We start from the raw sequence: 24,264 nt of genomic DNA, 5'->3' as shown, positions 1-24,264 counted from the left end.
TTCCTTTCAGCCGCGGTAGACGGCGGGTGCGGCGGTTAGGGTCTTCGAGATTGCGCGTGTAGCGATGCAGCAGGGGAACCTGAATTGGCCGCGCCAAGCGTCGGAGAGGATCGGCACCCCCAGCGGGTTGGGTGACCTATCGCCGTCGAGGTGATTCGCCGCGAAGTGCGCCGCGTAGTCTGGGCCGTACTCGGCCTCGGCGGCTGCGACCATGGCCGCTTCGTGATCGCGGGCGCGCTGGTCGAGGATCGCCCGATGAGCCTCCTCGATCGCCTGTCGTTCTGGTGCGAACGCCTGCATTGCCTCGGGGATCTTTGCTGCAACGTCGGGGCTGAAATGCGCCATGATCTCATGTGCGAGGAACCGGGCCGCGGGGTCGCAACCCTTGACGATTGCGATGGGTTCGAGCGTGTGCGAAGTGCGGATATGTCCCAGGCGTGCGTCACCGTCGCGGTTCTGCACTTCTTCGATGCGGCTGTCCGGCACCATCTCGACGCGTGAGATCGCGACGAGCATCTCGCGCTTCGTGCCGTCCCGGTCGTCGAGTGCGATGGAGGTCGGCTTGGTCACCTCCACGACGAAGCCAAGCCGGAAGAGGAACTCGTCGACGTTCACGGCGCCGAATTTGTCGGCGGTTGTGGCGAGGTCTTCCGATGACTTGCGGGCTTTCATCGAGAGCGCCAAGGACCCCAGTGTCTCGGAGCTGGTCATCAGAATTGCCCGAGGCGCGACCGGCGGCAGGTTCTTGTTCCGCGCGGCGGTGAACGTCGCACGATTTGGATCTAGATAGCGCAGTGCGTCGTCGTATGACCGCGAGAATTGAAAACGCAGGTCCTCATGGTGCACCACTTCGGCTGTGCCGATGTTCTCGCTCGCATGCTCGCCGGCGGGCCGCACCACCGACCACGCGAGCCCGGCGAGGCCTGCGAGCCTCACCAATTCCGCGGCGGTGCACTCGACTAACGTGTCTTTACCCGCCCGCGAGCGCCCCAGGAAAAGCGCGGAACCCTTGCGCCGACTATCGCCGAGCTGCGGAGCGTTCTCGGGCTGCGCCGCATGATCCTCCGCCAGTTGCCTAAGTCGTGGCAGGTCGGCGGCGTAGGCTTCAAAGTCGCGCTTCCGCGCCTCGGCGAGCGACCCTCCCTCCAAACCGACGAAACGACGCAACTCATGGATGCGGCTGGGGAGGCCGCCCGAGCGACTGCCCTTCCCCTTGCCACCCGGTCGACCGGCTGCGAGGAATGCGTAGAAGTCGAATCCGGGGCTTGCCCAGACCTCACCGCGCGGGTAGACGTGCTTGGTCATCACGCACCGCCCTTGTGCTCGTGAGTCAAGTACGAGCAAAAATCCCAAAAAGCACGCTCCGCGGCCATCGGCCCGAACTCCACGGACTTGCCCTCGGCGGCGCGGAGCTCCTTCGGTGTCTGGATGCGAGACGCCGGCATCTCGGCACGATCCGAGATCCACCGAATGCTCTTCTCAGCGCCCGCCTTTAGCTTGATAGCCGCATGCATGTGGACCGGCACCGGCGTTCCTTCGTCGTCGGTGTCAGAGTCTTGCCATATCGCGGCGGCGCGGTCGAGGATCTCATCCCTATCCAGCGCAGCGATCAGCTTGTCGAACTGCTCCTGCGTCCAGATCACCGCGCCCGTCTCCGGGTGTCGGCGGTACTGCATGAGCGAGAACACCGTGCTGCGCTCCCGCGCATGAGCTTTCTGTCCCCCAGTCTCCTTGTCCTTCCACTCCTTGAAGAAGGCGCGGGCGCCTTCGATCTCCTCGCGCGAGGAGGTAACGACGAGAAAGCCGCGACCCACCGGAGTGGCTGGTGTGGCGACTGGAGTGGTTTCGGACCCGGGGTTCTCTTCCGGGATAGCTATCCCGGAAGAGAATCCCGTAAGCCCAAAGCGCGGGGGACCCAAGGGTTCCCCCGCGCGCGCATGCACCGAAAAATCCTGGTCGGTCGGGGGAGGGGTGGAGTCTGCAGCAAGATCAGAGGAGTGCTCCGAAAGCTGTTTGACGGGATTGCGGGATTTGTTGCCGGTCTCGTGCTCGGCGACCGAAGGGCCGTATTCGGCTCCGTTCTCGGCGAAGTGAGCGGTCGGCTGCCCGCCCGCCGGAGGCGCATCGAGCAGCTCGGCGGAGGAGGAGGCGGCGGTCATGCGCGGGTCTCCTCAACCGTCGAGGCATGCTCCTGCGCGAGCAGCCAGGAGTCGATCGAACTGGGGAGGTAGCGAACGCCGCGACCTACACGGAGGTAGGCAGGGCCTGTCCCGGGAGGGCTCACCCTCCATTCGGCGAGCGTGCGCTCAGTGACTTTCAGACGCGCCGCGACTGTGGGGGGAGAGAGCAGGCTGTCGAGAACCGGGGCCGCAGGACCAGCGAGACGACGCTCAAGATGGTCAACGCGAGCAAGTAGCTCGGCGAGCGAGTCTGAAAGAGATGCAGAGGTGATCACGAACGATCCAACTTTCGAGAAACGGGGACACCCACCCCTATCGGGGTGTGCATCCTCTTCTCGAGAGGATCGGTAGCCGCAACCTTAGCAGACGGTTTCATGTCGTGGGCGGACGTTAGGCTCACATTTACGCACAGGTGAATCGGACCACGAGGAGTACCGATGGCGAGCGTCAGCAGAGATCCGCGAGTGAAGGGCACCGCCTATCGGGTGTCCTACCGGCGTCCAGACGGGTCGAAAACCTCCAAGGGCGGGTTCCGGCTCAAACGTGACGCGCAAGCATTCGCGGACTCGGTTGAAGTGTCCAAACGACAAGGTGCTTACATCGCCGAGAGCGATGCACTGGTCACTGTCGGCACGCTCGGGCGCGACTGGCTAAATTCGCACACAGCAGCGGTGAAGCCTTCCACAGCCCACAGCGATGAGAGCGCGTGGCGGATCCACGTCGAACCGAAGTGGGGCAAGCGCAAGGTCGGCTCGGTCAGGCACACCGAGGTCGCTACCTGGGTGGCGGAGCTGAGCAAGGAGAAATCACCGACAACGGTGAAACGATGCCATGGGGTCCTCGCGGCAATTCTCGATGGCGCTGTGCGCGACCGGCGCATCACGTCCAACCCGGCGCGCGAAGTGAAGACGCCGCGGAAGACCGCGAACCCGCGGGCGTACCTCACGCACCTGGAGGTTGAACGGCTCGCGGCGGCGTCGCGATATCCGGATCTTCTCCGGTTTGTCGCATACACCGGGCTGCGCTGGGGGGAGGTGGCGGGTCTGCGAGTCAAGCACCTCGATCGGAAGCGCCGTCGGGTGAGCGTCGAGGAGAGTGCGGTAACCGTCAACGGCCATGTGCAGGTCGGCACGCCGAAGACCCACGAGCGGCGGACCGTTCCTTACCCGGCGTTCCTAGACAACGCGATCGATCGGGCGAGCACAGGTAAGCCCCCTGAGGCGCTGCTATGGCCGGCCGAGGAAGGCGGCTACCTGCGCCCTGGCAACGCCGTCTCGGGGTGGTTCGCCGGGGCCGTGAAGCGGGTCCGTGCAGAGAATCTCGATGCTGTGGCTGATGCGATGAAGCACGGCGAGGACGAGCCGCGGATCATGCCGAGGGTGACTCCGCACGACCTGCGTCACACGGCTGCTTCGCTCGCAATCAGTGCCGGGGCGAACGTAAAAGCCGTGCAGAGAATGCTCGGGCACGCCAGCGCCGCGATGACCCTCGATACGTATGCCGACTTGTTTGAGGACGATCTGGATGAGGTGGCGGTAGCCCTCGACCGACATCGAGCGGTGAGTCTGGCAGCTGTCGAATCCGACAAACATCCGACAGCCGAATAGTTGCGAGCGCCTGTGTGGCGGTGTGTGCAGATGGGTGCCGATTCCGCGTGATCTCCGGGTTCTCAGGGAAGGCAACCGCGGCACTTGGCGTACGACGTGGGTTCAAATCCCACCGTCACCGCCATCTGTCCTGAGCCGCGACCCCGATTGCATCGAGGTCGCGGCTCAGGACTTTTTTGTGGCTGGGGCGTTGGCGCGCGGAGCGGGGTCGACGGTGAACTCGGCGATGACCTCCCTTGCCGCCATGCTGCTGACGGCGACGTCGTGGTCGTGGATGAGGATGAGCGTGAGCATGAGTGCCGAGGACTTCGGGGCGCGTGAACGCCTGCTGGGGAGTGCGGGAGGCAGTCAAACGCTCCTGTTTCAAGATTCTCTGGTACTGTCTGTACGTACAATACGAGCAATCGCTCCGTGTTGGATCACACCGACGAGAATGTCTGCACGCTCATCCCCGCAGTGTCTGTGGGGCGGCGGCAAGTGAAGGACCATCAATGTCAGCGACGACGGCAATCCGCTCCGGCGGAAAGGAAGCTCACGGCTTCGTCGAGAAGCTCGGGCTGCCCAAGCCTTTGATCTGGGGTTTCGTAGGCCTCCTGCTCTTCATGATCGGGGACGGAGTCGAATCCGGATACATCGCCCCGTACCTTGCGGCCCATGGCGCAGGCTCCGAGACGAATGCAGCCGTCATCATCTCCGTATATGGCCTGATGGTCACCATCGGTTCATGGCTGTCCGGAGCGCTCTCCGACGTCTGGGGTCCGCGGCGCGTCATGATCATCGGCCTCGTCCTCTGGTCGGTGCTCCAGGTGCTGTTCCTCGGTGTGGCGCTACCCGCCGAAAACTTCACACTCATGCTCATGATCTACGGGCTCCGCGGCATCGCCTACCCGTTCTTCGCCTACGGGTTCCTCGTCTGGGTGCTCGGCGCCAGCCCCGCGAATCGCCTCGGATCCGCCGTCGGCTGGTTCTATTTCGCCTTCACCGGCGGCCTTCCCACCCTCGGTTCCCTCGTCGCCAGCGGCACGCAGCCCCTGATTGGCGAGTACCTGACATTCTGGGTCTCGCTCGGACTCGTCATCCTCGGCGGCCTCGTGTCGCTCATCGGGCTGCGCAAGGCCAAGGGTGGCGGGCGCCTCGCAGCGTCTGACGTCACCACCGGTCGCAGCCTCATCAACAGCGTTGCCATCGCCTTCACGAACCCACGCATCGGACTCGGCTGCCTCGTTCGCGTCGTCAACACCGCGCCCCAGTTCGGCCTGTTCGTCTTCTTTCCGACCGTCTTCGCTGTGGAGCTCGGCTTCGGAACCGCCGGGTGGCTGCAGTTGGTGTTCATCCTCGGCGCCGCCAACATCTTCGCCAATCTCTTCTTCGGAGTCCTCAGCGACCGCCTCGGATGGCACCGCACCCTGCGCTGGTTCGGATGCATCGGATCTGCCGTCAGCGTGCTCGCGTTCTACTTCATCCCGCAGTACGTCTCCGGTCAGTACTGGGTCTCCGCGGTTTGTGCAACACTTTTCGGGATCAGCCTCGCGGGGTTCACGCCCATCTCCGTGCTCATGTCCCTGATGGCGCCCGGCCAGAAGGGCAACTCCATCGCCGTGCTCAACCTCGGCGCGGGAGCTGCCACCTTCGTCGGCCCGCTCATCGTGGCCCTCTTCCTCGCACCGCTCGGCGCCGGCGGAGTCACCATCATCTTCGCCGCCCTGTATGTCCTCGCAGGCATCTCGGTGCGCTGGCTCCACGTACCAGACGAGGCACAGCGCGTCGTCGCCGAAGGCGGGACCCTCGACGGGCTCGTCAACCCCGACGCCGCGACGCAGCGCATCACGAGGGATTGACGCGCAATCAGATCGTCGTGTCTTCCGTGCCCTTTTTGGTACGGACAGCCAGATCTATCCATACCAGCCGGAATGCCGGCACGAAAGGACTCTCATGCCACTGGTAAGCGGCTTCGACGTCATCGAGCAGTGCACCTCCCGCGGCCTCGTCGCGGGAGCATTCAACACGACGAACATCGAGACGACGATGGGCATCGTCGACGCCATCGAGCGTGTGGGGGTTCCGACCTTCGTTCAGGTCGCGCCCACGAACGTCGCCCTCTCCGGCTACGAGTACATCTACGACATGGTGTCCCGTCGTCTGGAGAAGACGAAGGTCCCGGTCGCTCTTCATCTCGACCATGGCAAGAACCTGCAGGCGGTCCAGGACTCGCTCGCTGCGGACTTCACCTCCGTGATGATCGACACCTCCGAGGAAGAGTACGAGGAGAACGTCCACCTCTCCGCGAAGGCCCGAGAGATCGCACCCGCCGATGTCTCCGTCGAGGCCGAGCTCGGAGCCATCGGCGGCAAGGAAGACGAGATCGGGCCCGACGAGGCGTCCGGTACCAGCCCCGAACAGGTCGCAGACTTCGTCGCCCGCACGAAGTGCGACATGCTCGCTGTCTCGGTCGGCAACGTGCACGGCTACGCGCCTGACGCGCGCATCGACTTCGACCTGCTCCGCCGGGTGCAGGAGCAAAGCTCGGTCCCGCTCGTCATCCACGGAGGCTCCGGCCTTCCCGTCGAGCAGTTCGCCCGATTCCACGAGTTCGGCGTCGTCAAGGTCAACATCGCCAGTGACCTCCGCAACGCGATGATCCGCACCTTCGGGGAGGCGTACGTGGCAAACCCCCACGAGCACTCTCTCATCAAGGTGTCGCGCAATGCGGTGACCGCCATCGCGGATGTCGTCGAGCGTCGCATTCGCCAGTTCAACCCGTCTGTCAAGTAGGCGAGAGTCCCGTGCTCTCCGCTATCACCGTCGACATCGGAACGACCAGCGTCAAGCTGTGCGTCTTCGACGACGAGGCGCGTCTACTCGCCTCTGCGCGGCAACCGACGCCCGTGCACAGGGATGAGTGGGCCGAGATCTACGACATCGAAGGCCTGACCGAGCTCATCACGGGTTTCATCGGAGGCCTCGAGGCCTGGCAACGCGCACTCGTGAAACGCATCGCCATCACCGGTGTCGGCGAGTCCGGGGGACTGGTGCTCCCGGACCTGCGCCTGGCCTCGCCCATGATCCTCTGGCACGACCATCGCGGAGCACGCTACTTCAGCGTGCTCACCCCGGAGCAGCGCGCTCGAATCTATGAGGTCACCGGCCTCCCCGTGAACGCGAACTATGGCCTGTCGAAGGTCGCATGGGCGCTCGACAGCGCAGGAGGCAACGCACCCGGTGCGGTGTGGCTGAACATCGCCGAGTACGTCGCCGGGCTGATGACCGGCGAACGGTACGCAGAACACACTCTCGCGAGCCGCACTCTCGCCCTCGACCTCACCACGAGGGAGTGGTCAGGCGAGGTCTGCGGTTTCGTGGGCATCGACCCCGCAGTCTTCCCCATGTTGCGCTCTGCGCGTGATGGCGTCGCCGTCACCACCGCATTCGCGCACTCGACTGGACTATCGGCCGACGTGCTCGTACACGTCGCTGGCCACGATCACATGGTCGGAGGCGTCGGAGCAGATCTCCGTGATGGAGACCTGCTGAACTCCACGGGCACCACCGAGGGACTGCTCTTCACCTCCTCCTCGCCACACCTGAGTCCGGATGCACGGCGCGCAAAGCTGGCCAACGGCATCGCGTGCGGTGGCGAGGGCTACACGCTGTTCGCGTCGATCCCCACCGGAGGATCTGCGTTCGCCACCTTGCAAAGCATCCTCGGACTCGACGGTGAGCAGCTGACGGGCCAGATCGACCTCCTGCACCAGAAGTACCTGTCCGGGGATATTGACATCACGCGCACGCCCCTCGTGCTTCCACAGTTCCGGGGCGCTCCACCGCCCACGAAGAACGCTGCGGCACGCGGGATCATCACCGGGCTGCGGACGGACACTGAGCTGTCGGAGGTCATCTTCGGAGCCTTCCTCGGCATGGTGCTGCAGTATAGGGACGTCCTCGATCTGTTCCCCACGACCGCGCGACAGGTGAAGGTCATCGGACCCGCGAGCAAGAACCCACTCTGGCTGCAGCTCAAGGCAGACCTCCTCGCCACTCCCCTCAGCGTCTCCGCATTCCCCGAGGTCGTCTCACGGGGCGCTCAGGCACTGGCGTCGGCGGCACGCGCCGATTGGGTGCAGACCGCACCATTCGACGTGCATCCCGACGCCGAGCGCTCCGCCCGCCTCGAGGCGTGGTTCGACGGAGTACGCAGGCAGTGGGAGTACGTGAAGGGCTTCCCCGCATGACCCGACACACTCGTCCGCGACCGGAGATCCACTCATGACCCTTGTCGCCGGCATCGACTCATCCACGCAGAGTTGCAAGGTCACCGTCCGGGACCTGGAGACGGGGGCGCAGCTACGCGAAGGCAAGGCGTCACACCCCGCCGATACCATCGTGCACCCGGACCGGTGGTGGGATGCGCTTCTCACCGCGGTGCGCAGGGCGGGCGGCTTGGACGATGTCGTGGCCATCTCCGTCAGCGGGCAGCAGCACACGCCCATCTTCCTCGATGCCCGTGGAGCGGTCGTCTGCTCGTCACCGCTGTGGAACGATGTCGGGTCCCATTCGCACATGATGGACCTGAACCGGGAAGTCGGACGCGATGAATGGATCCGCCGTACCGGCCTGCCTCTCACGCTCTCCGACACCGTGACCAAACTCCGGTGGCTCCGGGACACAGATGCCGAGTCCGCTCATCGCACGGCAGCCGTCGCCGTCGTCCACGACTGGTTGACCTGGCGCCTGATGGGATACGGCCCCGAAGCCGGAGGCATCGAACGCCTCACGACGGATCGCTCCGAAGCGAGTGGCACCGGGTACTGGTCGGGGGAGACCGAGGAGTACACCGAGGACCTGTTCGAACACGCGCTCGGGAAACGTGCCATCCTGCCTCAGGTTCTCGGACCCCATGACCGCGCAGGCCTGACCGCATCCGGGATTCCCGGCATCCCTTCCGGAATCCCCATCGGAGTAGGCAGCGGCGACAATGCCGCAGCTGCTGTCGCCCTGGGAATCGCGCAGGGCGACGTCGTCCTCTCGCTCGGCACATCGGGGGTCGTCTACACCCGCTCCGCCACCCCGGTGCACGACTACGCCGGCTACGTGTGCAGCTACGCCGATGCCACAGGCGACCACCTTCCTCTCGTGGCCACGCTGAACGCGGCCCGGAACTTCGATGTCGGCGCGAATCTCCTCGGCTGCACCTACGACGAGCTCTCGGATCTCGCCCTCCAAGCCCGCCCCGGGGCGGAGGGTCTGACGCTTCTGCCTTTCTTCGAAGGAGAGCGCACCCCCGACCTTCCGCATGCCCGCGCGTCCTTGCATGCTGCGTCGTTGTCGAACTTCACTCGCGCCAACTTCGCACGCGCGGTCATCGAAGGAACACTCGCCACCCAGGTAGCGATGCTCGAACCGCTCTCGGCATGCGACATTCACGCTGAGCGCCTCCTCCTCATCGGAGGTGCAGCCCAAAGTGCCGCGGTGCAGACGGTCCTCACGCAGATGGTGGAGATGCCGGTCGTGGTCCCCGAGCTCGACGAGTACGTGACCAAGGGGGCGGCGATGCAGGCCGCCGCGGCGCTCAACGGAGAGTTCCCCGAGTGGGTGGTCGCGGTGGCCGAGCTTCCCCGAACGGGTCATGAACCGCAGATCGAGGAGCAGCACACGGACGCGATGCGGTCGATGGGCTACCTCACTCCGGTGGTCGAGACCGCGTGAGCTGCTGGCCACGACGGCGTCGCCGGGCGGGTGACTATCGTATGAAGTGCCCGACAGCCGTCGGCTTCCGCTGACTCGAGGAGGCGCTGCCCGTGAGTGGGAATCGCCGCCTCTCTGTCGCATGCGGCGTGGACATCGGCTCGACCAACGTCAAGGTCATCGCGCTCGACTCCGCGGGCCACATCGTGGCACGCGCGAGCAGGCCGACGCCTCGTGACGAAGAGCAGCTGTCCATCGACGCGGCGGTGCTCTTCGCGTCTATCGAAGAGATGCTCGTCGAGGTGTGCGGCGACCGGTTCCTCCTTGCAGCCGTGAGCTGCTCCGGCGTGGGCGAGGACGGAGTCCTCGTGGACGAACGTCTGCGACCGCTTACCCAAGCCCTCGCATGGTTCGACCCGCGTCGGCATCGCATCTTCCGTGCGCTCCGTCCGTCCCTCGGTTCCGATGAGAGCTTCGACGCGGAAAGCGACGCCGTGCGCACGCTCGTCGGATGGGCATGGGCGCGCGTGCAGGCCGTGCAAGGTGAAGCCCGCAGTTGGGTGGCCATCGCAGACTTCGCCGGCGCGCTGTGGAGCGGTTCCGCCTTCATGAGCGACACCCTCGCATCGCGCACCGGTGCGTGGCGCTCACTCGACCGCCGCTGGGCAGAAGATCGCGTCATGCTCACCCTCGGCGCCACTGACCTTCTACCGCCTGTCGTGCCATCAGGCAGCGTCGTGGGGCACCTTGATTCACCTACGCTGAGGGCGGCGGACGTGCTTGATCCTGAGGCGCTGGTGGTCGCCGGCGGTCATGACCATCCCATTGGTGGATGGGCTGCGGATCAGCTCGCGCCAGGAGCTGTGCTCGATTCGATGGGTACGGCTGAGGTCGTCGTTGCGCAGTCACCGAATGGGCGCATCGATCGCGCCAGTCACCTTGAAGTCGCACCTGGCATCCTGTCCTCGGGGACAACACTGCTCAGAGTCGAAGAACTCTCACGGAATCTCAACTGGGCTGCTCAGGACCCCGACGTTGCGGTCGCCATCAGGACGCTCATGGATGGTGCCATGGAGCCCGCGCCCGTGCTCGACTCCGGGTACTTCGTACCCGGGACGAGGGGAGGCCAGCTGCCTTCTTACGCTCTCGACGCGCCCAAGGACCCGCATGCGCGGGCATCCGCCGTGCTCGGCGCGTTGGCTCACCTCGGCCGAGACGCCGTAGGCGCCGTTCTCGGGGGCTCGGACGCCCCAGTGAAGTGCGGCTTGCCGGTGGATGGGTGCGCGCGGCGGGTTGGTTGAGCATCAAGGCGACGGTCAACACCTACCCGACGATCCCGATCCTCGAGCCGGAGGTCACCGCCGTCGGGACCGCCCTGCTCGCGGCGGCGGCGCTGGGCTGGGATCCCGACCCGCACCTCTCCCTCGGGGTCAGTTCGCAGCCGCCACCTTCACTTCGAGTGGAACGACGTCGGTGAGGACCCAGGTCTCGTAGTAATCGAACAGGACATCGTTCTGATCCCACGAACGTGAGCGGATGCGGAGCACCGCCTGGTCATCAGCGACCTTCAGGTTCTCCGCGACCTCTGGCGGCGCGGAGAGTGCGTGGATTACGCGCTGGGCGCTGTTCAGCGTGTGGCCAGCCTGGCGGAGGGTGCTGTTCAACGAACCGGAACCGTCGAGGACATCTGTCGCTCCCGCGACGACATCGCCGATCTGGCGGGGGAACCAGTTGGTGCTGAACAGTGCGATCTCGCCGTCGAGGTAGCGCACGCGCTTCAGCGCGAACACGTCGGTACCCTCCGGTACGCGCAGCGCCTCTGCCACGTGTGAAGGCGGCGCGATGAAACCGGCGTCGACCACCTCCGTGCGGACGCCTGTACGCCCATGGCGGAGCTGATACTCCAGGAAGCCATCGGTGTCCTGCAGCGTCCAGCCGCTGGTCTCCTCAGGAGTCGCGGCGAACACTCCGCGGCGGGCGACGCGTCGCGCGTACCCATCGGCTTCCAGCTTTGACAGCGTCTGGCGAACCGTCGCGCGGGACAGACCGAAGTCGCGGCACAGCTCCAATTCGCTCGGAAGGCGCTCATCCACCGGGAACTCGCCCGAACGATCCGGTCTTTCAGGATCGAGTAGAGCTGTTCGTAATAGGGGACCGGCGAGGTCCGCTCAATTATCTGCGACACTGCCACACTCCTTCGTGCGCCATCGTACAACCTGCCCGTCTTCGCCTTATGGACCCTATTGTACGTACAGACTAGACAACACGGACAGTATGTAATAGCGTGAAGCCACGCCAATGTAGGGCGCATCGCACTCGGGCACCCGAACGAGAGCGGTCACGGCACACAACAAGGAGGTTGCGCGTGGCGCACATCAATCTGAAGCGAGGCATCGCTGGGCTCGGCATCGCTGCCATCACGGCCGGCTTGCTCGCTGGATGTTCCACCGGGGACAGCGGGGGCGGTGCAGATGGAGAGATCACCATCAACGTCGCTCTGGCCGCCAACCCGCAGATGAAGACGGCGGAGTCGCTCATCTCGGACTTCGAGGAGAAGAACCCCGGCATCAAGGTCACGTTCACCACGCTGCCCGAGAACGAGCTTCGCCCCGCAGTCACGAAGGACGTGGCAACCAAAGCCGGCCAGTTCGATGTCGCGATGATCGGCAGCTACGAGGTTCCGATCTGGGCCGACCGCGGCTGGATCGTGCCGCTCGACGACTACGCCGAGGAAGACGCCGACTGGAACGAGGCAGACCTCCTCGAGCCCATCAAGAACATCGTGTCCAAGGACGACGTCCTCTACGCCTCGCCGTTCTACGGCTCCTCGTCCTTCCTCTTCTACCGCAAGGATCTTGCGGAGAAGGCCGGCGTCACCATCAGCGAGACCCCGACCTGGGAGGAAGTCCAGGCCGCGGCCGCAGCGATGGAGGACGAGGCAGCCGGAATCTCCGGTCTGTGTCTTCGCGGACTTCCAGGATGGGGTCAGAACCTCGCCGCTGTCACCACTGTCATCAACACCTTCGGCGGCAGCTGGTTCAACGAGGACTGGGAGCCGCAGCTGACCAGCCCGGAGACGAAGGAAGCCGTCCAGTTCTACGTGGACAGCCTCCGCGACTACGGCCAGCCCGACGCTGCCAAGGATGGCTGGGAGGGCTGCTTGCAGCAGTTCAGCCAGGGCAAGACCGCCATCTGGTACGACGACACCGTGTTCGCCGGTTCCGCACTCGACCAGGCGACGCCTGAGGTGGAGCCGAACATCGCCTTCGCGATGGCTCCGACCGGACCCGCCGACCTGGCGTCCGGGTGGCTGTGGTCGTGGGGCCTCGGAATCACCGAGTCGAGCAAGAACAAGGACGCCGCGTGGAAGTTCATCTCCTGGGTCACCAGCGAGGACTACATCAAGCTCGCCGGTGAGGAAGCAGGGTGGGACTCCATCCCTCCCGGCTCCCGGGCATCCACCTACGAGATCCCGGAGTACCTCGAGGCGGCCAACCGATACGCGGACCTCACCGTGAAGTCCATCGAAGCGGCCGACCCGCTGCAGCCGACCGTGGACCCGGTGCCCTACACCGGCGTGCAGTACGTCCAAATCCCGGAGTTCGTCGAGATCGGAGACTTCGTCTCCCAGCAGATCGCAGGTGCCATCAGCGGCACCCAGACGGTCGATGAGGCGCTGGAGAAGAGCCAGGAGTACGCACTCAAGGCCGTCACCGACGCCGGTTACCTGAAGTAGTCGAACCATCCAGAGCTGCCCCCGGGCAACCGGGGGCAGCTCTGCTTCGAGAAGCGCAGACCACATGGCCACCAAAACCCGCTCCGCCATCACCAAACCGCCGCTGATGCCGCGGGCCGAACGCTGGAAGCGCCGCGGCCCCCTCCTCCCGGCCCTCGTCTTCACCCTCCTGCTCACGCAGATCCCGTTCGTCTTCACCCTGGTCTTCAGCACCCAGCGTTGGTTGCTCCTCAGCGGCAACGACAGCGAGTTCCGCGGCGTGGAGAACTATGTCGCCGTCGTCCAGGACGAGGTGTTCTGGAAGTCCGTCGGCAACACCATCGTCATGACCGTTGGCACGACCCTGGCCTGTCTGGTCATCGGCCTCCTCGTCGCGATCTTCATGAACCACTCGTTCCCCGGCAGGGGAATCGCGCGTACTCTCGCCATCACACCGTTCTTCGTGATGCCGGTCGCGGTGACGCTGTTCTGGAAGTCGGCGATGTTCGACCCCAGCTTCGGGCTGTTCGGGTTCATCGCACGCTCTCTCGGACTGCCGCCGGTGTCATGGCTGTCCGAGCACCCGATGGCCGCGCTCATCATCTTGCTGACGTGGCGCTTCGTCCCGTTCGCCATGCTCATCCTCGTCGCCGGACTCCAGTCCGCACCGCAAGACCAGCTCGAAGCCGCGCAGATGGACGGTGCCGGCATCTGGCGCCGCTTCACGAACGTGACCCTCCCGCACCTCCGGCCGTTCATCGAGCTCGCAGCCCTGCTGCTCGCGATGAACCTCATCCAGACGTTCGGCGAGATCGCGATGCTCACCGCCGGTGGACCCGCATACGGCACGACGAACATCACCTATTACATCTACCTCAAGGCGTTCAACGCGTTCGATTTCGGCATGGCATCCGCTCTGGGCATCGTCTCGCTGATCCTCACCATCGCGCTGATCCTGCCGATGCTGCGACTTCTGTCGGGCATCTTCCGAACGGAGGGACGGCGATGACCACCACGGCTTCGCTCAATACCCGGGCTGTCGTCACGCGCAACAAGACCCCGCAGCCCAGACCACGTCGAACTCGCGGACGGGCCACCCGCATCACCATGGGCGTCCTCGGCTGGGCATCGAGCCTCATCCTCTTCTTCCCTGTCGCATACATGGTGATGAAGAGCTTCCAGACGGAGACTGTGGCCGCGTCTGCCACGCCGCAGTTCTTCTTCGTCCCGACCTTCGAGCACTATGTCGAGACATTCGACCAGGGCATCTGGCCCTACGCGCTCAACTCCGTGATCGTGACGGGTGTCTCCACGCTCATCGTCATCGCCCTCGCGCTTCCTGCAGCATGGGCGTTGTCGGTTCGCGCGATCCAGAACCCGCAGGACTCGCTGTTCTTCTTCATCTCCACGAAGATGATGCCGATTGCTGCAGGAATCATCCCCATCTACGTGGTGGCGACGAACCTCGAGCTTCTGAACACGACGCAGATCCTCATCATCATGCACCTCGGCATGAACCTGCCTCTGGGCATCTGGATGCTGCGTTCATTCATGCAGGAGATCCCGTTGGAGATCATCGAGGCAGCCCAAGTCGACGGCGCCGGCGGTTGGCGCATCGGCTGGTCCGTCGTATTGCCGCTGATGCGTCCAGGCATCGCATCGACCGCACTGCTGTGCGCGGTGTTCAGCTGGAACGAGTATTTCTTCGCTGCCAACCTGACCAACTCGAACAGCACCCTGCCGCTATTCCTGCAGAAGTTCCTGAGCTTCGGTGAGCTCTACACCGCACAGGTGGCCGCCGTGGCAACTATCGTGAGCATCCCCGTCGTCATCGCCGGTTGGATCGCTCAGAAGTCCCTTGTCCGTGGCCTATTGTTCGGAGCCGTGAAATGACCAACACCATGCGTGCCGCTGTTGCTGACGGAAACGGAGGGGTCGAGATCCGCGACCTGCCGATCCCAGCCGCGAAACACGGATGGGTGGTGATCGCCCCAGTGGGCACGGGCGTCTGCGGCACGGACCTGCACCTCGTTCAGGGAGACTATCCGCACGGCCGTTTCCCCGTCGTCCCCGGCCACGAGTTCGCCGGATACGTCACCGAAGTCGGCGCGGGGGTGACCGCCCTGAAGGAGGGCGACTACGTCGGAGTGAACCCCAACATCTCGTGTGGCGAGTGCACCTGGTGTCTGCGCGGTGCGACCAACCTCTGCGTCAACATCCTGCCGGTGGGCGTGGCCGTTGACGGATCGGTCGCTGAGTACGTGGCGGTGCCTGAGCGCATCGTATTCCCGCTCGACAAGCGCATCACCCACCAATCGGCGCCTCTCATCGAGCCGTTCGCATGCGTCCTGCACGCCCTCGAGCGCGTGCCGGACTGGCGGGACCAGGAGATGGCCATCTTCGGGGCCGGATCCATCGGCCTCATGGCCATCATCCTCGCCAGGGCCGAGGGCGCGACAGGCGTCCGTGTCGTTGAGCCGAACGCGGCCCGCCGCGCAGCGGCTCTCGAGCTGGGAGCCGCACAGGCGGTCGCCTCCGCCGACGAGCTCGACCGCGGCGAGTTCGACCTCGCTCTCGACGCGAGCGGTCACCCGGTCGCCATCACGCAGGCCATCGAGTCCCTCGGCAACCGCGGGCGTCTGGTGCAGATGGGTGTCGCCTCACCGACGGCGACCGTCGCGCTCAGCCCTTATGCGGTGTTCGCCAAGGAGCTGAGCATCATCGGCTCCAACTCCCTTGCGGAGAAGTACCAAGAGTCCGCCGCCCGAATGGTGGATCTGCAGAGCGAGCTCACCAGCCTCGTCACCGCGACCTTCTCGCTGGAAGAGTATGCGCAGGCCCTGAAGGCGGCCACGAGCCCCGACCAGATCAAGATCCAGGTTGTGGTGTGACCTCCGTCGAGACTGTCACAGCGACCGAGAACCACGACGCGCCGCTCTACAACCACCCGGATCGGAACCTCGCACTCGAGCTGGTCCGGGCGACGGAGGCGGCTGCCATCCGCGCATCGCCGTTCGTCGGTCGAGGTGACAAGAACGGTGCGGACGGCGCGGCGGTGGACGCCATGCGGAAGTTCCTCAGTACCGTGAAGTTCGCCGGTACCGTCGTCATCGGGGAGGGCGAGAAGGACCAGGCGCCGATGCTCTACAACGGTGAGCAGGTAGGCACCGGAGACGGGCCGGCGTATGACATCGCTGTGGATCCCATCGACGGCACGTCGCTCGCCGCATCGGGGCGCCGCAATGCGATCTCGATGATTGCGGCCGCTGACCGGGGCAGCATGCTCGACGCTTCGCAGGTCTTCTATATGCAGAAGATCGTGGCCGGCCCCGAAGCCCGTGGACACCTGGACCTCGCTGCACCCATCGCTGACAACATTCATGCGCTGGCCTCTGCTCTCGGCAAGCCGGTGGACGAGATCCAGGTCGGGGTCCTTGACAGGCCTCGTCACGAGACCCTCATCGAGGAGATCCGCGCAGCCGGTGCCGCAACCCGCCTTCTTCTCGATGGCGATGTCGCCGGCGGCATCCAGGCTGCGTCGTTCGATGGAGCGCTGGACCTCTGTGTCGGCGTCGGCGGGAGCCCCGAGGGGGTTGCGACCGCCTGCGCGATCCGGGCTCTCGGTGGGTTCATGCAGGCGCGCCTCGCGCCCAGCGGCGACGATGAGAGACGCCGCGGTGAAGCAGCCGGGCTCCGTTTCGGCTACGTGTACGACGCCACCGAGCTCGTGACGAGCGAGAACACGGTGTTCGTGGCGACCGGGGTCACCGATGGCAACCTCGTCAGCGGAGTGCGTCGTCGAGGGCGCGGTATCCGGACGGAGAGCATCGTGCTTCGTTCGCAGTCGGGAACCGTCCGCCGAGTGGTCGCCGACCACGTCGCAAGCAAGTGGCTATAGTCGTGTCCCCGGGCGCCAGCTCGTAGGAGCACTACGCGCTGGGCGGCGAGGAGTTCGAGCAGTTCAGCATGAGGGGCCGGCCCACCGGACCGGCCCCTCGCTCACTGCAGGGTCAGCGCGTCACTTCACGACGTTGTACGCGTTGACGTTGCCTGCGCCGTAGAACCCGTTGCGCTGGCCGCCGGTGCAGGTGGCCGGGTAGCCGGGACGGGGTTCGTAGACGCCGTCGGGGCAGGCGATCGGCGTCGCCGTGCGCTCGAGGAACGACGCGAGCTGACCCGTCGACATGTTCGGGTGCGCCGACAGCGCGAGCGCCGCGACGCCTGCGGCGTGCGGTCCGGCCATCGACGTGCCCTGCGACCAGCCCCAGCCGCCGGGAACCGTCGAGAGGACGGCATCGGTGATCGTCGATGACGCGCCGCCCGTGCGGAAGCGGGTGTCACCGCCAGGAGCCGTCACGTCGACGACGCCCTGACCGTAGGACGAGTAGTAGCTCTTCTGCTCGGTCGGGCCGACGGCCGACACGGTCACGACGCCGGGCGCCTCGGCGGGCAGGTCACGGCATGCGCCGGTGATCGTGCGGTCCTCGACGGGATAGCTGCCGTCATTGGGGCTCGAGGAGTCGGTGAACTTGTGCTGGAGGTCGACGTTGCTGTTGCCGGCCGAGGCGACGGTCAGCGTGCCCTGAGCCGACGAGTAGCGCAGCGCGCGCTGAACGGCGAGCCAGACGGGGCGCTGGCGCTCGTCATTGATGCAGTTGAACTCCCACGGGTCGATGAAGTAGCTGTTGTTGGTGATGGGCATGCCGTGCTCCGCCGCCCACAGGTACGCGCAGATCGCGGCCTCGGGGTAGATGAAGCCGTCGTCGTTCACGACCTTCACCGAGGCGACCTTCACGCCGGGTGCGACGCCGGCGATGCCGACGCCGTTGATCGCCGCCGCGATCGTGCCGGCGACGTGCGTGCCGTGCGACGACGTCGTCGGGCTCCACGCGGCCTGGCTCGTATCGGCGACGCCGCCGATGCACGAAGCGCTCTGATCCTTCGCGACCTGGGTCGCCAGGTCGGGGTGGGTGGCGTCGATGCCCGAGTCGAGAACGCCGACCACGATCGACGGATCACCGGTCGTGATCGCATGCGCCGCGGGGACGTCGATCTGCTCCATGTCCCACTGGTTCGACCAGAGCGGCTCGCCGGTCGGGTCTCCCGTCGCCTGAACGGCTGCCGCCGCGACGGCTTCGGTGATGTCGTCGTCGATGAGCGTGGTGCCGAGGCCGGAGGTCGGGGCGGCCGACTCCACGCCGCTGCCCACGACGCGGGTCGAGAACGCCGAGCTGGTCGACTTCGCGACGAGAACGCCGATCTGGTCGTAGGCGGCGACCACGCTGCCGCCCGCCGACGCCACGCGCTGCGCGGCGGCCTGGGTGCCGGCCCCCTGCGGTGCGAGCACGAGATAGGTCGTCTCAGGACCGGTCGCCGAGGCCGGAGCGGCCGCGAGTCCCATGATGCCGACGGCGAGTGCACCCGCCGAGGCAGCGCCGATCATTCTGCGGAATTTCATCTTGTCTCCACTTCGTTGTGAGGAGTAAGCCGTCGACGGTTTCAGTCGACGGATCGGCCGCCCGCAGCGGGCGAGAGCGACCGCATCGGTGGGGTCGCGCAGCCGATGCCGCTGAGCCTACTCAGCCGCGAGCCCCCGTGACAGTCCCACTCGCACGGCGTTCACCGTCGCTGTCGGCACCGGGTGGGAGACTGCGGAGATGGCATCCCTCACCCTCCGTCTATGGGCCGAGACCGACCTTCCGCTGCTGCAGCAGGCCAACACCCCGGAGATGACGGCGCACCTCAACGGTCCGGAGACCGAGCAGCAGGTGGTCGCGAGGCACGAGCGCTACCTGCGGCACGTCGCGTCGGGCGAGTCGCGCCTGTTCGTGATCGTCGACGGCGGGCATCCGGTCGGCTCGATCGGGTACTGGCGGACGATCTGGCGCGATCAGCCGGCGCTCGAGACCGGCTGGTTCGTGCTTCCCGATGCGCAGGGGAGGGGGATCGCGTCGGCCGCCCTGGCACTCGTCATCCCGGATGCCAGGGAGCACCGCGATGAGAGACGCATGCTCACCGCTTTCCCGGGCATCGACAACGCGGCGTCGAACGGCGTCTGCCGCCGCAACGGGTTCACCCTGCACGGCACCTTCACGGAGGTGTTCCGCGAGAAGGAGCTCACCATGAACGAGTGGGCTCTCGACCTCCGTCCCGCATCCGTCGACACACCGACAGCCGGGTCGGAGCAGTAGAGGGCGGATCGTCGCAGGTACGATGCGCTTCGGGCCGGTCTGCGCGGCCGCTCGACAGTGACCCGGGGGATCATGCCAGCTTCTGATGTCTCATGGCGCCCATGGCGCAGCGCCTGGCTATGGGGCGTGGCGCTGCTGGCCCTCGCGCTGCCTTGGTATCTCGCCGGACACGGGCTCGATCTGCCTCCCCTGTTGCTGGCCCTCGTCGGCGGGTGGGCGCTCGGATTCTGGTTCGTCAACGCCACCCTGAGGATGCGGCGTGAGCGGCTCGGAGCCGTCTTCCATATCGCCGTCACAGTGACAGGCGGGGTGCTGCTGTGGGCGGTCACCGCCGGGCGCCCGCCCTTCGTCGAGAGCCTGCCCGGCTCCGGGCGCGCCGTGGCGTTGCTGGTGCAGATGGCATCGATACCGGCCCTCGGCTGGATATGGCTCGGCCTGCTGGGGCGGCTGTCGGCGTCTGTCAGCCGGCCCCGCACCGAGATGCTCGTCCCGAGCTGGAGCCGTGAAGACGGCGGGTCGATCGTGCGCTTCCCGGCGGTGCCGATGCGATTGCGCGAGCTGTACGTCATGATCGTCGCGGTCGTACTGCTCGGAGGCGGAGCGGTGATCGCGCTGATGATCGTGCTCGACATCTTCGTCTTCGGCCCGAGGATGCTGCTCGTGCTGCTCGGGCTGATCGTCGGTTTTCCGGCCTATCTCACCCTCAGTGAGAGCTACCGGCGGCGCACGGTAGCCGCCTCGGTATGGTTCGACTCCGACCGGATCCGCGTCGCGTACGGGGCGGAGGTCATCGAGACCCCTCTGGCCAGCATCCGGATGCTGCGCTGGCGCACCGACAGCGAGGAGGCGCGCATCGAGCTGCACACCGACGTGGCCGAGATCTCACTCGTCGCCGGCCTCGCCCGGGTGCCGAAGGGGACGGCGGCGGCGCTTCCGTCGCTGCCGAGATTCGTGCGCCGTTCGCTCCAGCTCGCAGGCCTCGTCGTGCGTCATGAGCGCAAGGGGACGACCACGTGGGTGCGTGAGGCCGCGTAAGCTCGATTCCCATGGCGGCAGGCGCGACGATCCACACCTTCGATGTGCAGCTGGCCGACGTCGACCGCGGCGTCTACGACGACCTCTCGCTGCGCGTCGCTCGTCACCCGTCCGAGACCGATGCGTACATGCTCACCCGGCTGCTTGCCTACTGCCTCGAGTACGAGGACGGCATCGCGTTCACCGAGGGCGTCGCCGCCACCGACGAGCCTGCCGTGCTGGTGCGCGACCTCACCGGTCGCGTCACGGCCTGGATCGAGGTCGGCGCTCCCGACGCCACCCGACTGCACTACGGCAGCAAGCTCGCCGATCGCACGGTCGTCTACACGTACCGCGACCCGGAGAAGATCATCGCGAACTGGGCGGGCAAGACCATCCACGACGCCGATGCCATCGTGCTGCACAGCTTCGACGCCGGATTCCTCGATGACGCCGCCGCCGCGCTCGCCCGCCGCAACACGATGACCGTCTCGGTGACCGAGCGCCAGCTCTACCTCGAGCTCAACGGCACGCACCTGAGCACGACCGTCCACGAGCAGCCGATCCGCGCCTGAGCGCAGCGTTCACTCCGTGCGCAGGGCATCCAGTCGGTCCTGCGCCTCGTCCAGCGCGTCGGCGGCCTCGGCCCGCGACGCGTCGGCCTCCTCGGCATCCCGCTCGGCCTGCTCGCGGTCCTGTCGCAGCCGGGTCAGCTCCTTCTCGACCTCCGCGATCCGGGCGGCCAGCTGATCCAGACGGCCGCGCGCGGAACGGGCATCCCGATCCGCCTTCTCGACCGACCGCTCGGCCCGCTCCCTCGCCTTCTCGGCGTCGCGCCGCTCCTGCTCGGCCTTTCGTCGCTCCCTCCGTGCGGCCACCTCGTCGGCGACGGGCGCAGGCGCGGCAGGGGGCGTGGGCGGGCCACCGCCGACCACCGCGTCGAGGTCGACCGGCGTCGTCGGCTCGAGGTCGCGCACCAGGCGTCCGGATGCCACGGCTGCGGCCGCATCGGGATCGAAGAACGCGGCCGAGATGGTCTGACGCACGGCTTCGAGCGTGGCGTCGGTGACCCGCGCCCCCTGCGCGGCCGCCAGGGAGGCGGCTTCTGCGGCGAGCTGGTTCGTCAGCGCCCTGCGCTGCCGGCCGAGCTGCGACAGCGTGGCGGCATCGAGATCCTCCTGCGCCTCGCGCAGCTCGGCGGCCAGCTGCAGCGCCTGCCCCAGCCGGGCGACGCGCTCGGCGGCGAAGAGGTTCACCACCCACGCTGCGACGCTCGGCTTGCGAAGGGCGCGCACGGCGGCGGCGAGCTCCGGATCTACGGTCTTCTTCGCGCGCTCGCCGCGCGCTGCGATGAACGCGTCAGGCGGCCCGGAGTACAGCTCGGCGGCGATGGTCTCGAGTTCGCCCGCTTCGCTCATGCGAGCGACCTTACCCGCTCGCCGCTCGCGCCACGATGCGCGCCCGACGCCGAGGAGCCGCGTGTCAGGGGCGCCTGCGGCTCCTCGGCGGGTGAGTGGTGCAGCTCCCCCGAGCCGCACCGCGACGCCGGACGATCAGAGGTTCGACCGGGCGTAGCCTGAGCTTAGGGAACCAGGTTTCACACAGATCGGGGGAGTGTGAAGATGTCGGAAGAACTCGAGCAGCCCAGCGCATTCGCGGATGTGCTGCGAGGGGCGATCGAGCGCAGCAGGCTGTCGCTCACCCAGATCCACAACCGCCTGCGCGAGCACGGCAACCCCGTATCGATGGCCACCCTCAGCTACTGGAGATCGGGGGAGCGGCGTCCCGAGGGAGCTGCCTCGCTCAGCGCAGTCGACGACCTCGAGAGGATCCTCGGCATGCCGGCCGGCGCCCTGACCGATCGCATCGTCCAGCCGCTGCGGATGGGCCCTCTGAACGCGCCCAGGGTCCCCTTCGACGAAGAGCGCGAGCGCAGGGAGACGGAGGAGACGTTCGCTGCGCTCGGCGCCGCTCCGCAGGTCTCGATCCGCGATCTCTCCACGCATATGACCGTGACGGTCGGCGCCGACGGGGCCATCGACCGCACCGTCTACCGGTGCATCGTGCAGGTCACCGAAGGTGTGGTGGCGGAGTTGCCGCTGATCGACATCGACGAGGAGGCGACAGACGCCACGCTGCAGATCGTGGATGTCGTCGGCGGGCGCCTGGATCGCGAGTACCGGCACCCTGGCGGGCGGCTGTCGGGCATCGTGATCGCGTTCGACGAGCCCGCCGCGGCAGGCGAGACGGTGCTCTTCGAGTTCGCCGAGGTCTACCCGCCCGGCTACCCGCGACGCCGCACGGCCTGGCATGCGACCGCCCGCGCGTCGAAGGAGACCGTGATCTCCGTGCACTTCCCACCGGGTGGCGAGCCGGACTGGTGCGAGGAGTATGTCGAGGTCGACGGCGACGAGACGACCAGGCCGGCTGCGATGCGCGGTCTCGTCGCGCATGCGATGCGCCACGGCTTCGGCCCTGGCGTGCTCGGGCTGCGCTGGGGACGCCTCGACTGACGCGCACGCGCGCTCGGCCGGGGGCTCGGGCCCTCAGTCGTTCTTCGTGGCCTCTTCCGCCGCCCGCATCGCGGCGTCGCCCTCCTCCTGGGACTCGGCCCCCGCACTCGCGGCGGGGTCGTGGTCGTCGGCGGGCTCGCCGTCGGTGGTCGGCATCTTCTGATCGTCGAACTGGCCGTCGGGCAGCGCCTCGTCGGCCGTCTGGGGATCTCCGTGCGCACCGCCCGCCGCCTGGGCGGCGTCGGCTGCTGCGTCGTGGTGGTGCTCGTCGTGGTCTCCGTCGTGGTGAGTCATCCCGTCATTGCACTCCGCCTGGGCGTGCTTGGGCAGGGCAGTGACGACGAGACCTGCGGCGAGTACCATGCGCCGTCGCGCACCGGCTCGCACCTCCACGAGCGGCCGCGGGCCAGCCGCGCGCGAGCTGCTCGCGCAGACCACGGAGAGCTGTTCGGCGTCGCCTGAGCGCCCACTCATCGGAGGCAGGCGAACACGCGGAGGCAGGTCGATTCCGCGTGGTTTCTCCGACCTCGGCGTGTTCGCTGCGCTCGCAGAGCCGGGCGACGCGGCTCAGTCCCACCCCTCCTGAGGCGTCTCGCACGTCTCGCGGAACACGTACTGCGAGGGGAGCTTGCGCTGCGAGCTCGACCAGTCGATCGCCGGGCGACGCTGCTCGGGCGGCAGATAGCCGAGCCGGTACACCGCCATCAGCTCGAGATCGTCTGGCACGTGCAGCAGCTCGATGATCTCCTCCCAGCGGCCCGGCGCCTCCATGGGGAACGAGATGAACTGGATGCCCATCCCCAGTTCGACGGTCGTGAGCCAGACGTTCTCCATCGCCGCGCCCATGCTGAACACCGAGTAGAACGAAGACAGTTCGCCAGGCCGGTACTCGCTGCGGTCCAGCATCACGCCGAGCAGCAGGGGGGAGCCGGAGACGAGCTTGCGGTTCTCCGCCCCGAGGGTCTTCGGCACCCCGAGCGAGTTCATGAGCTTCTGGCCGCGCGAGGTGAACACCTGGCTCGTGAAGGGACGCAGCACAGCGGGCAGCTTGTCGAACAGCATCCCGCTGCGCTTCTCCTCCATCTCGGCCTCGCTGAAGCGGAAGTACGGCTTGTACCGCTCGAAGAAGGTGCCGTTCGACATCACCTCGGTCATGCTCTCGCCCGAGATCTGCGCGATCCGCTCGATGGTCGAGCGGTCCTCGACCACGACGAAGCGCCACGGCTGGCTGTTCAGCTGCGACGGCGCCCGTCCGGCGGCTTCGAGCAGCAGTCGCTGGTGCTCCTCGCTGACCGGGTCGGGCAGGAACGGTCCGTTGGTCGTCTTGCGTCGGCGGATGACGTCGAGGAATTCCATGGTGCT

Annotated in this window: 23 protein-coding genes and 1 pseudogene; 15 read left to right on the top strand and 9 right to left on the bottom strand. The window is 66.6% G+C overall.

The annotated features are described in order from the left end of the window. Positions 1–6: 6 nt before the first annotated feature. Together FVO59_RS03040 and FVO59_RS03035 are read right to left on the bottom strand one after the other, a co-directional pair. Positions 7–1,305 (bottom strand): hypothetical protein, encoded by a 1,299-nt coding sequence (locus tag FVO59_RS03040; protein ID WP_182254515.1) that lies wholly within the window; start codon positions 1,303–1,305, stop codon positions 7–9. After that, entirely contained in the window at positions 1,305–2,159 is an 855-nt protein-coding gene (locus tag FVO59_RS03035; RefSeq protein WP_182254513.1) for a hypothetical protein, read from the bottom strand. Before FVO59_RS03035 ends, FVO59_RS03040 begins: the two co-directional genes overlap by 1 nt. A 458-nt stretch (positions 2,160–2,617) precedes the next feature. Here FVO59_RS03035 and FVO59_RS03030 point away from each other — a divergent pair, with 458 nt between their 5' ends. Further along, positions 2,618–3,787, top strand: a complete 1,170-nt coding sequence (locus tag FVO59_RS03030) for a tyrosine-type recombinase/integrase (protein ID WP_182254511.1) — start codon at positions 2,618–2,620, stop codon at positions 3,785–3,787. Between the two features lie 165 nt (positions 3,788–3,952). On the opposite strand, the gene FVO59_RS16350 is transcribed toward FVO59_RS03030, so the two are convergent. After that, positions 3,953–4,081: a hypothetical protein gene (locus FVO59_RS16350; protein ID WP_259363401.1), complete on the bottom strand. Its 129-nt coding sequence runs from the start codon at positions 4,079–4,081 to the stop codon at positions 3,953–3,955. Positions 4,082–4,278: 197 nt separating this feature from the next. On the opposite strand from FVO59_RS16350, the gene FVO59_RS03025 reads away from it, so the two are divergent. The 5 genes from FVO59_RS03025 to FVO59_RS03005 all read left to right on the top strand — a co-directional run bounded on the left by FVO59_RS03025 (position 4,279) and on the right by FVO59_RS03005 (position 10,770). Further along, on the top strand, positions 4,279–5,625 hold the full coding sequence (locus FVO59_RS03025; RefSeq protein ID WP_182254509.1) for an MFS transporter: 1,347 nt from the start codon (positions 4,279–4,281) through the stop codon (positions 5,623–5,625). Between the two features lie 94 nt (positions 5,626–5,719). Next, on the top strand, positions 5,720–6,559 hold the full coding sequence (locus FVO59_RS03020; protein ID WP_182254507.1) for a class II fructose-bisphosphate aldolase: 840 nt from the start codon (positions 5,720–5,722) through the stop codon (positions 6,557–6,559). 11 nt (positions 6,560–6,570) lie between these two features. Then, positions 6,571–8,016 carry an FGGY-family carbohydrate kinase gene (locus tag FVO59_RS03015; protein WP_182254505.1) on the top strand — a complete coding sequence of 482 codons (1,446 nt, stop codon included), beginning with the start codon at positions 6,571–6,573 and terminating at the stop codon, positions 8,014–8,016. A 34-nt stretch (positions 8,017–8,050) separates the two neighbouring features. After that, positions 8,051–9,490, top strand: a complete 1,440-nt coding sequence (locus FVO59_RS03010; protein WP_182254503.1) for an FGGY family carbohydrate kinase — start codon at positions 8,051–8,053, stop codon at positions 9,488–9,490. A gap of 92 nt (positions 9,491–9,582) precedes the next feature. Continuing rightward, entirely contained in the window at positions 9,583–10,770 is a 1,188-nt protein-coding gene (locus FVO59_RS03005) for an FGGY family carbohydrate kinase (RefSeq protein ID WP_182254501.1), read from the top strand. Positions 10,771–10,899: 129 nt separating this feature from the next. On the opposite strand, the gene FVO59_RS03000 is transcribed toward FVO59_RS03005, so the two are convergent. Further along, the gene (locus FVO59_RS03000; RefSeq protein ID WP_346265692.1) at positions 10,900–11,436 is read right to left on the bottom strand and encodes a GntR family transcriptional regulator; all 537 of its coding nucleotides are present in this window, start codon (positions 11,434–11,436) and stop codon (positions 10,900–10,902) included. 6 nt (positions 11,437–11,442) lie between these two features. Then, a pseudogene (locus FVO59_RS16345) lies at positions 11,443–11,568 on the bottom strand (GntR family transcriptional regulator); the annotation flags it as partial. 266 nt (positions 11,569–11,834) lie between these two features. On the opposite strand from FVO59_RS16345, the gene FVO59_RS02995 reads away from it, so the two are divergent. From FVO59_RS02995 to glpX, 5 genes are all read left to right on the top strand, one after another. Then, complete coding sequence (locus FVO59_RS02995) at positions 11,835–13,205, top strand: ABC transporter substrate-binding protein (protein WP_220465693.1); 1,371 nt, start codon at positions 11,835–11,837, stop codon at positions 13,203–13,205. 64 nt (positions 13,206–13,269) lie between these two features. Then, positions 13,270–14,193 carry a carbohydrate ABC transporter permease gene (locus FVO59_RS02990; RefSeq protein ID WP_182254497.1) on the top strand — a complete coding sequence of 308 codons (924 nt, stop codon included), beginning with the start codon at positions 13,270–13,272 and terminating at the stop codon, positions 14,191–14,193. After that, positions 14,190–15,077 (top strand): carbohydrate ABC transporter permease, encoded by an 888-nt coding sequence (locus tag FVO59_RS02985; protein ID WP_182254495.1) that lies wholly within the window; start codon positions 14,190–14,192, stop codon positions 15,075–15,077. Before FVO59_RS02990 ends, FVO59_RS02985 begins: the two co-directional genes overlap by 4 nt. After that, positions 15,074–16,075: an alcohol dehydrogenase catalytic domain-containing protein gene (locus tag FVO59_RS02980; protein ID WP_182254493.1), complete on the top strand. Its 1,002-nt coding sequence runs from the start codon at positions 15,074–15,076 to the stop codon at positions 16,073–16,075. Before FVO59_RS02985 ends, FVO59_RS02980 begins: the two co-directional genes overlap by 4 nt. Next, positions 16,072–17,082: a class II fructose-bisphosphatase gene (glpX, locus tag FVO59_RS02975; protein WP_182254491.1), complete on the top strand. Its 1,011-nt coding sequence runs from the start codon at positions 16,072–16,074 to the stop codon at positions 17,080–17,082. Before FVO59_RS02980 ends, glpX begins: the two co-directional genes overlap by 4 nt. 120 nt (positions 17,083–17,202) lie before the next feature. Here the strand turns inward: glpX and FVO59_RS02970 are convergent, their stop codons facing one another. Continuing rightward, entirely contained in the window at positions 17,203–18,642 is a 1,440-nt protein-coding gene (locus tag FVO59_RS02970; protein ID WP_220465692.1) for a S8 family peptidase, read from the bottom strand. A gap of 199 nt (positions 18,643–18,841) precedes the next feature. On the opposite strand from FVO59_RS02970, the gene FVO59_RS02965 reads away from it, so the two are divergent. From FVO59_RS02965 to FVO59_RS02955, 3 genes are all read left to right on the top strand, one after another. After that, positions 18,842–19,375 (top strand): GNAT family N-acetyltransferase, encoded by a 534-nt coding sequence (locus FVO59_RS02965; protein WP_182254489.1) that lies wholly within the window; start codon positions 18,842–18,844, stop codon positions 19,373–19,375. A 72-nt stretch (positions 19,376–19,447) separates the two neighbouring features. Next, positions 19,448–20,410, top strand: coding sequence for a hypothetical protein (locus FVO59_RS02960; protein WP_182254487.1), 963 nt, complete (start codon positions 19,448–19,450; stop codon positions 20,408–20,410). 11 nt (positions 20,411–20,421) lie between these two features. Next, positions 20,422–20,964: a YaeQ family protein gene (locus FVO59_RS02955; protein ID WP_182254485.1), complete on the top strand. Its 543-nt coding sequence runs from the start codon at positions 20,422–20,424 to the stop codon at positions 20,962–20,964. Positions 20,965–20,973: 9 nt separating this feature from the next. On the opposite strand, the gene FVO59_RS02950 is transcribed toward FVO59_RS02955, so the two are convergent. After that, the gene (locus FVO59_RS02950; protein ID WP_182254483.1) at positions 20,974–21,807 is read right to left on the bottom strand and encodes a transposase; all 834 of its coding nucleotides are present in this window, start codon (positions 21,805–21,807) and stop codon (positions 20,974–20,976) included. Between the two features lie 204 nt (positions 21,808–22,011). On the opposite strand from FVO59_RS02950, the gene FVO59_RS02945 reads away from it, so the two are divergent. Then, on the top strand, positions 22,012–22,902 hold the full coding sequence (locus FVO59_RS02945; protein WP_182254481.1) for a hypothetical protein: 891 nt from the start codon (positions 22,012–22,014) through the stop codon (positions 22,900–22,902). Positions 22,903–22,935: 33 nt separating this feature from the next. Here FVO59_RS02945 and FVO59_RS02940 read toward each other — a convergent pair whose 3' ends face one another. Both FVO59_RS02940 and FVO59_RS02935 read right to left on the bottom strand, forming a co-directional pair. Beyond that, a complete protein-coding gene (locus FVO59_RS02940; RefSeq protein WP_182254479.1) occupies positions 22,936–23,376 on the bottom strand; it encodes a hypothetical protein in 441 nt (146 codons plus the stop codon). A gap of 93 nt (positions 23,377–23,469) precedes the next feature. Continuing rightward, positions 23,470–24,258: a nitroreductase family protein gene (locus tag FVO59_RS02935; RefSeq protein WP_182254477.1), complete on the bottom strand. Its 789-nt coding sequence runs from the start codon at positions 24,256–24,258 to the stop codon at positions 23,470–23,472. Positions 24,259–24,264: the final 6 nt, after the last annotated feature.

Source organism: Microbacterium esteraromaticum (assembly GCF_014084045.1).
GTDB classification, from domain to species: Bacteria; Actinomycetota; Actinomycetes; order Actinomycetales; family Microbacteriaceae; genus Microbacterium; species Microbacterium esteraromaticum_D.
The sequence above is the reverse complement of the archived record's forward strand: the minus strand, read 5'-3'. Positions and strand labels throughout refer to the sequence as shown.